Below are 6,276 nucleotides of genomic sequence, written 5' to 3' on the forward strand. Positions count from 1 at the left end.
GTACTCGGCATATGCACCGAAGCCAAAACCACAAGACGCGAATACTTGATCACCGATTTTAAATCGTGTTACATCTTTGCCTGCGGCTTCAACTTCCCCGGCTAACTCAAACCCCAATATCGTTACTTTTTTGGGCCTTAAAAGACCATTGTACAGTCTTGCAAGGAATGGGTCGGCCTTTCGCATGCGCCAGTCCCCCGCTGTTACCGTTGCCGCATATATTTTGACCAGTATCTCATTATCCTTCGGTGTAGGTTTCTCTAGCTCCTTCAGATGAAGAACATCGGGCGATCCGTATTTGGCATATACAATTGCTCTCATCCTCTACCCCCTATCTATTTCCCTCATTGCTCCTCTGAGTTTTCGTAAAAGAATACCTCTTCCAACGCTAAGTTAAAGGCATGAGCAATACGAAAGGCCAACTCCAGTGAAGGAGAGTAGTTTCCTTTTTCAAGAGCTACGATCGTTTGTCTGGTTACACCTGCCTTGTCGGCTAGCTGCTGCTGAGTCATTTCATTAAGATTGAATCGTAATTTTCTGATGTAATTGCCAACAAGAACTTTACCCATCTTAGACTCCTCTCCTGTAGTAATATATTCTCGAAATTGAACCGGTTATGTCTGAAAGAAATCCGGAGACGATTAGGACGATGAACATCACCTTCAAAGGCTGGTCTATAACCAATGAGCCCATAGCCAGAAGGAAGCCACTGATAAACATAGCGAATGAATTTCGAATGGCGAACAAGCCGATGCGCTTATCCAGTTCGTCCGCGAATGCAGGTTCTTTTTCACCCGTTGTCATACGGAAGACGATGTTAAAAAGAATGCTGATCACGATATGTGCTGCGATGGAAACCAAGGTCAATACAAGAACGAAGGATCCCCAGTAATGGAAGGTTACTTTTGAATCCAACACTTCATTGGGATACTGCGGGTACCTATACAGCAAATACAGTGTAAAAATGAGTATGGTGCTGATTAGCGATACGATACTCTTCTTTTCTTGATAAGTCATGTATGACACCACCTATAGTAAAGTACTCTAAACATAATGTATACCAAACTATACATTAAGTCAACTTTATTATACAAAAATCCGATCACCATTTGACTCTTTTTGTGAACGTCCGAAAATGAATAAAGGCGAATTTCCATTCAACAATGAATGAGAACTCGCCTTTTTTTATCAATAGCTACCAGTTATTTTCGAGGCTTACTTTGCTATAATCGGCACGAATATATCTGATAGATGATAGCCCATTTTCTCTTTGAATATCTTGGGTGTAGTGACATGGGTCATAACGTATCGCTCTGCTGGATCATTCTCGTTTGTTGATAGTTCGAAGCAACCGCTTGCTTCTACCCATGAACGAATAGAGGCTTTCGTTTCCTCAATTGCTTCTTCCTCTGCGTCCTTTGAAGCCGCAACCGCATACAATCCCCCAGGAAAATCAACAACCTCGTATCCGCCTGTATCCTCATGTCCTTCAGGCAGCGCAAAAAACCATTCCAAATACCGTTGCTTGTCGTTATACCACATAAAGTCACGGGGTGTAATGTAATGCTTGATATTGATGGATGACCACCATTGGTCGAACGCTTCGAAATCCTCCATAGCCGATAGGTTTCCCGAATTAACGACCTTTAGCGGTGGAATCTCGATTACACGGATTCTCTCCATTTTCACTTACCTCCCAGGATAAATGTAGTTTCTTACCCAAGAGATTAGGGGAATTGGATGAATTAGCAAATGATATGGATCACCACAACACCTATAGAACGAAATAGAGGGTCAACTGCTCGAGTACCTTATTTAGTTGAACCATATATCATCTGAAGTACCTACACCTGGAATTGGACCGTTTACTACAATAGAATCGATGAACTTTCGTCTCTCTACAAAAAAAGAAGGTGCGAAAAGGCCGGTTCATCACCGGATGTTTTTCGCACCTTCGCTCTCCTACCCTAAATTAACGCGTCGAAATGGCCTTCCTCGTTCACCGTCGCCGTCCGGGGATCGGTTAAACCGATGCCCTTGAGGCCTCCCTTTCCTTCAGCCCGCCAAAGGGGAATATGATCTTGAAGCGGAGAAGCCGGTACAAAATTGACCGGGGTGCTGCTCCCGCTTTTCTGCACCAGTTGGGACTCCAGCAGCCGGATTTGCCGCTGCAGCTGCTCCCGGCGATAAGGTCTCTGCATCTCACTTCCCTGCGCCGCATTCACTTTATCCAGTTCCATCATCAGCCGTTCACGCTGCCTCTCCAGGGAACTGACATCGCTTTGTGTACCACCGTAAGCTGCAATAGCCTGAACCGGGCTGATGCCTGATACTGTCTGTGCCGCCATGATCTTCCCCTCCATTTCCTTGGCTACCACCCTAAATTCAGCCAAATCAGTTAGTTCTAATCATTTCTATTACCCGGCAGCACCCGCCATGACAACATTCCAGGCCGCATATGGTATAAAATCGTCGCATAGTCTCATTCGGTTGCTGGCTTCAACCCTACCAACGACCCAGCTCGCAGAAAAAACTTTCGTACCATTTTGACCAGAGTTGCCGCTACTTATGATACAGTTGTCCGTAACGGGGGTATTAAATCCCACTATTCACGATCTTCTTTAATCTTCATAGACTCTCTATGTCCGGCTTCCCGGCTTGCAGCCTCAAGACGGCGAAAACGCCTGAGATCCGCCTTCCGAATCGGAAGCGGCTCTTTGCGAAGCAGGATTAGCAGAGACGCAATCAGCAGCAGCAGCACAATAGTGAACGGCAACGCAGAGATCAGTGAAGCCGTCTGTAGTGCTTCAAGCCCTCCGGCGCGGAGCAGTACTGCAGAAATGCTCGAGATAAGCAGCCCCCAGACGATCTTAGTGAATAAGGATGGATTCAAACTCCCGAAGGTGGTCATGCTTGCCAGAATAAATGTTGCTGAATCGGCCGATGTGACCAGAAAAGTCAAAATCAACAGAATTGATATGACTGACAGCGCATTGGTAAACGGCAGATTCTCAAAGGTTATGAACAAGGCGGAGGTCAAATCTGTCTTGACAGCAGCCGCAATTGAAGTGCCGGCATTTAAATCATACCAGAGCGCTGTCCCGCCAAACGTTGCAATCCAGAGACAGGCTATAGCCGGAGGTACAATCATTACGCCGAGTATGAATTCGCGTATGGTTCTTCCTTTGGACACACGGGCGATGAAGGCCCCCACAAATGGTGACCAGGCAATGGCCCAAGCCCAATAGAAGATCGTCCATTCCCGGACCCAAGACCCTCCCAGATAGGGTTGCATACGCAGGCTGTGATGGATGAAATCTGTGAAATAGTCACCCAGTGCGACCGTAAAGGTCTCCAGAATAAATACCGTCGGACCTGTAAAAAACACGAATAGCAACAAGCCAAGCGCAAGCCCAAGATTCAAATTGCTCAGATAGCGGATTCCTTTTTCTAATCCTGTTAAAGAGGACAGCATATAAGCGATGAATAGAAACGCCAGAATCATCAATTGAGTCCCGTATCCGCCCTGATGGCCAAATACGGCGCCGAGTCCGCCGTTCATCTGCATCACACCGAGTCCGAGCGATGTAGCCACACCCATGACCGTAGCAATTACCGCCAATGAGTCAATTGTACTCTTGACGAGCGGGCTTTTGCCGGTAACAGGCTCTAATGCGGTAGATACTAATCCATTTCGCTTCTTGGTGAACTGCAGGAAGGCGATCGCCAATCCCATAAGCGCGAATATCGCCCATTGGCTAATTCCCCAGTGAAAGAAGGAATAGCCCATCGCCACACGGGCGGCCGCCGGTGTCAATGCTTCTTCACTTGCATAAGGAGGAGTAACGAAATGACTCATCGGCTCCGCAACTCCATAGAACACCAGACCTACACCAAAGCCTGCCGAGAACAGCATACCGATCCAAGTAAAGAAGGGAAACTCCGGCCGTTCCCGCTCACCTCCAAGCCGAACAGAGCCGAATTTGCTTAGTGCCAAGCTGATCAGGAACAGAATAATCAAGAACACAGTGATCAGATAGAACCAACCGAAGTTCACTGTAGTAAAGTTGAATAAGGCTTCAGCCACACGTCCGAATGCGACCGGAACAACAGCTCCGAGAACAGCCAGGGCTAGAATCACCGCGGCTGACACATAGAATACCGGATTCTTCAACACTTTCCTCAAATCTTCTCTCATGTTAACCCCCTCTGTCTGATAGCATCCCAATGTATGTGTAAGATATGTATTTCTGGATAAATGCAGGCGATATTTCAGTTCGTATGTTTAAATACCGGCGTGCTCTTCTCACGTCTCAACGTATAATCCGGCAGGGCATTTTAAAAAAAACCGTCATGGATGACACTTTCGTGCACCCTGACGGTTTTACGTGTTATTTCGCTTTTTCCCAAACCAGATTATCAATTTTCCAGCCCGCATTCGTGTAAACCAAAGTGATGATTTCATTGTGCGGAGCATACAGGCCATCACCGACCACATTAGTTACCGTGATCGCCTTACCGTCCTTTGCGTTTTCGATGCTCACACTGTCTTCGGTAAGACTGTTGATGAACGTCCCCTCCAACAGCTCACCACCCTCGTAAGCATACGCCCACGTTCCGTCTTTTTCCTTGAGGTTGCCACCCTTTAGCTCGATCTGATCCACATAATTGCGGGTGAACAGCGGGTCATAGTGCTCATAAATTTCTTCTGTGGTTAGCATCGGCTTCTCCGCGAACAGCTTGTTACTCAACTCGATCGCTTGTGAGATTAGCGTGATGGCTTCCTCTTTGTTTAAAGGCTTGATTTCCTTGGATTCTGTAGAAGTATTCACCGGTTCGGAATCTGTTTTGCTGGAACAACCCGTAATCATCAAAGCTGCAATCAGCAAGAGCATACCCGGCCATTGTAAAAATTTCACCATTCTGCACTCCCTTGTCTTTAATGATGGCACTGCCGCTTTCTTTTAGTCTTCCGTGGCACGCCTTACACCATTCTAAACGCAGGGCGCTTCAGTAATGTTTCAGCATAATTATGATCGGCTTAATTTTGCTTGTCGGCTTCTTCGTCTTCATTTCCAATCAATAAACAGAGCTTAGTTGTGTACTTCAAATTGTAAGCGCCGTAAGATAAGTTTTAACTATCAATAGGGAGTTGAGACGATGGATTCAAAAAATGATCTCAGTAACCAGTACGTTAAGAGTGTTAACGCAAAAGAACAACTATTAGAGAAACTGAACCTTACTGCATTATCAGAAGAAGATTTACATAAGCTACTCTTGCTTAATTGTGAGATGAATGAACTGGTCGGAACGATGATTGAAGCAGGACTTATACAAATTGATGTTTCTCAATAAACCAACGAAGCGATACCATTGACTCATAGGTCGATTCAGTATCGCTTTTCTATTTCCTGAGCTTAATTGGTATGGTATCATATGGATATTCTACTGCCGGGAGCTGTGCCATGATGATTAATTCTAAAGAGCTTATTCAAAGAATGGAAGCCACCTTAAAGAACATTGGCTATGATCTAGATAGAGCAATTAATGAACTTGGTCAAGTAAACAGATCAGAACGTAGAGATCAGGGGGAATCATTCTCCAGAGATGAACACATTAAAGGTCTTATTTTATCCTTCCTCAGTAATCAAAGACCTTGGGGTCCTATCGTTGAAAATATGGACAAGATAACTGAAATCTTCTTTGATTTTCAAATCGACAAGATCAAACATGCAGATAAACCACTACTGGCGAAACAATTGAAAGACATCAAATGTGGGAATCGCTCAGTTGATAAGCAGATGGAAAGCCTTGATTATAACATACGCATATTCGAGCAAATTGAAGTTGTTTATGGCAGTCTTGATGAGTTTGTTGTAAGTGACACTCCTGATAACATTGCTTGGGAATTAGGGCAAGGAAGAAAATATAAGCTCAAGCAGATGGGCTATACGTTGGCTCTGGAATATTTGCGAAATGTCGGTATTAAGGCAATCAAACCTGATTTACATATTAGGCGCATAATAGGTGATGAAAGATTAAATTTATACAGCGGCTATCCATCAGAAGTTGAAGCCGTGAATATAATGAATAGATTTGCTGTTGAATCCGGCGTGAACATGACATATCTAGATAATTTAATGTGGCTCTATTGCGCTGTCGATTACGCAAATGTCTGTGGCAGTGATCCAAAATGTAATTTGTGCGAGTTACGTCATAATTGCAATATGGGGATTACAAAGCAAGCAGTATAAAAAAAATGCCTAAGAACCAAGC

Annotated in this window: 9 protein-coding genes; 2 read left to right on the top strand and 7 right to left on the bottom strand. The window is 44.9% G+C overall.

All coding sequences use genetic code 11. The features are described 5' to 3' along the window. From AQR02_RS34745 to AQR02_RS22205, 7 genes are all read right to left on the bottom strand, one after another. On the bottom strand, positions 1-321 hold a 321-nt coding region (locus AQR02_RS34745), incomplete at its 3' end, for an alcohol dehydrogenase catalytic domain-containing protein (RefSeq protein ID WP_245237674.1). 23 nt (positions 322-344) lie between these two features. Continuing rightward, positions 345-569 (bottom strand): helix-turn-helix transcriptional regulator, encoded by a 225-nt coding sequence (locus tag AQR02_RS22180; protein ID WP_054942588.1) that lies wholly within the window; start codon positions 567-569, stop codon positions 345-347. 1 nt (position 570) lies between these two features. After that, positions 571-1,017, bottom strand: coding sequence for a hypothetical protein (locus AQR02_RS22185; protein WP_054942589.1), 447 nt, complete (start codon positions 1,015-1,017; stop codon positions 571-573). A gap of 198 nt (positions 1,018-1,215) precedes the next feature. After that, positions 1,216-1,683, bottom strand: a complete 468-nt coding sequence (locus AQR02_RS22190) for a GyrI-like domain-containing protein (protein ID WP_054942590.1) — start codon at positions 1,681-1,683, stop codon at positions 1,216-1,218. Positions 1,684-1,967: 284 nt separating this feature from the next. Next, entirely contained in the window at positions 1,968-2,348 is a 381-nt protein-coding gene (locus tag AQR02_RS22195; RefSeq protein WP_054942591.1) for a FlxA-like family protein, read from the bottom strand. Between the two features lie 257 nt (positions 2,349-2,605). Beyond that, on the bottom strand, positions 2,606-4,198 hold the full coding sequence (locus tag AQR02_RS22200; RefSeq protein WP_054942592.1) for a BCCT family transporter: 1,593 nt from the start codon (positions 4,196-4,198) through the stop codon (positions 2,606-2,608). A 193-nt stretch (positions 4,199-4,391) separates the two neighbouring features. Then, the gene (locus AQR02_RS22205) at positions 4,392-4,919 is read right to left on the bottom strand and encodes a hypothetical protein (RefSeq protein WP_209444247.1); all 528 of its coding nucleotides are present in this window, start codon (positions 4,917-4,919) and stop codon (positions 4,392-4,394) included. A gap of 241 nt (positions 4,920-5,160) precedes the next feature. Between AQR02_RS22205 and AQR02_RS22210 the strand changes: the two genes are divergently transcribed. Together AQR02_RS22210 and AQR02_RS22215 are read left to right on the top strand one after the other, a co-directional pair. Next, on the top strand, positions 5,161-5,355 hold the full coding sequence (locus AQR02_RS22210) for a hypothetical protein (RefSeq protein WP_054942594.1): 195 nt from the start codon (positions 5,161-5,163) through the stop codon (positions 5,353-5,355). Between the two features lie 113 nt (positions 5,356-5,468). Further along, a complete protein-coding gene (locus AQR02_RS22215; protein WP_209444251.1) occupies positions 5,469-6,254 on the top strand; it encodes a hypothetical protein in 786 nt (261 codons plus the stop codon). Positions 6,255-6,276: the final 22 nt, after the last annotated feature.

The organism is Paenibacillus ihuae (assembly GCF_001368795.1).
In the GTDB taxonomy this organism is placed as follows: Bacteria; Bacillota; Bacilli; order Paenibacillales; family Paenibacillaceae; genus Paenibacillus_AQ; species Paenibacillus_AQ ihuae.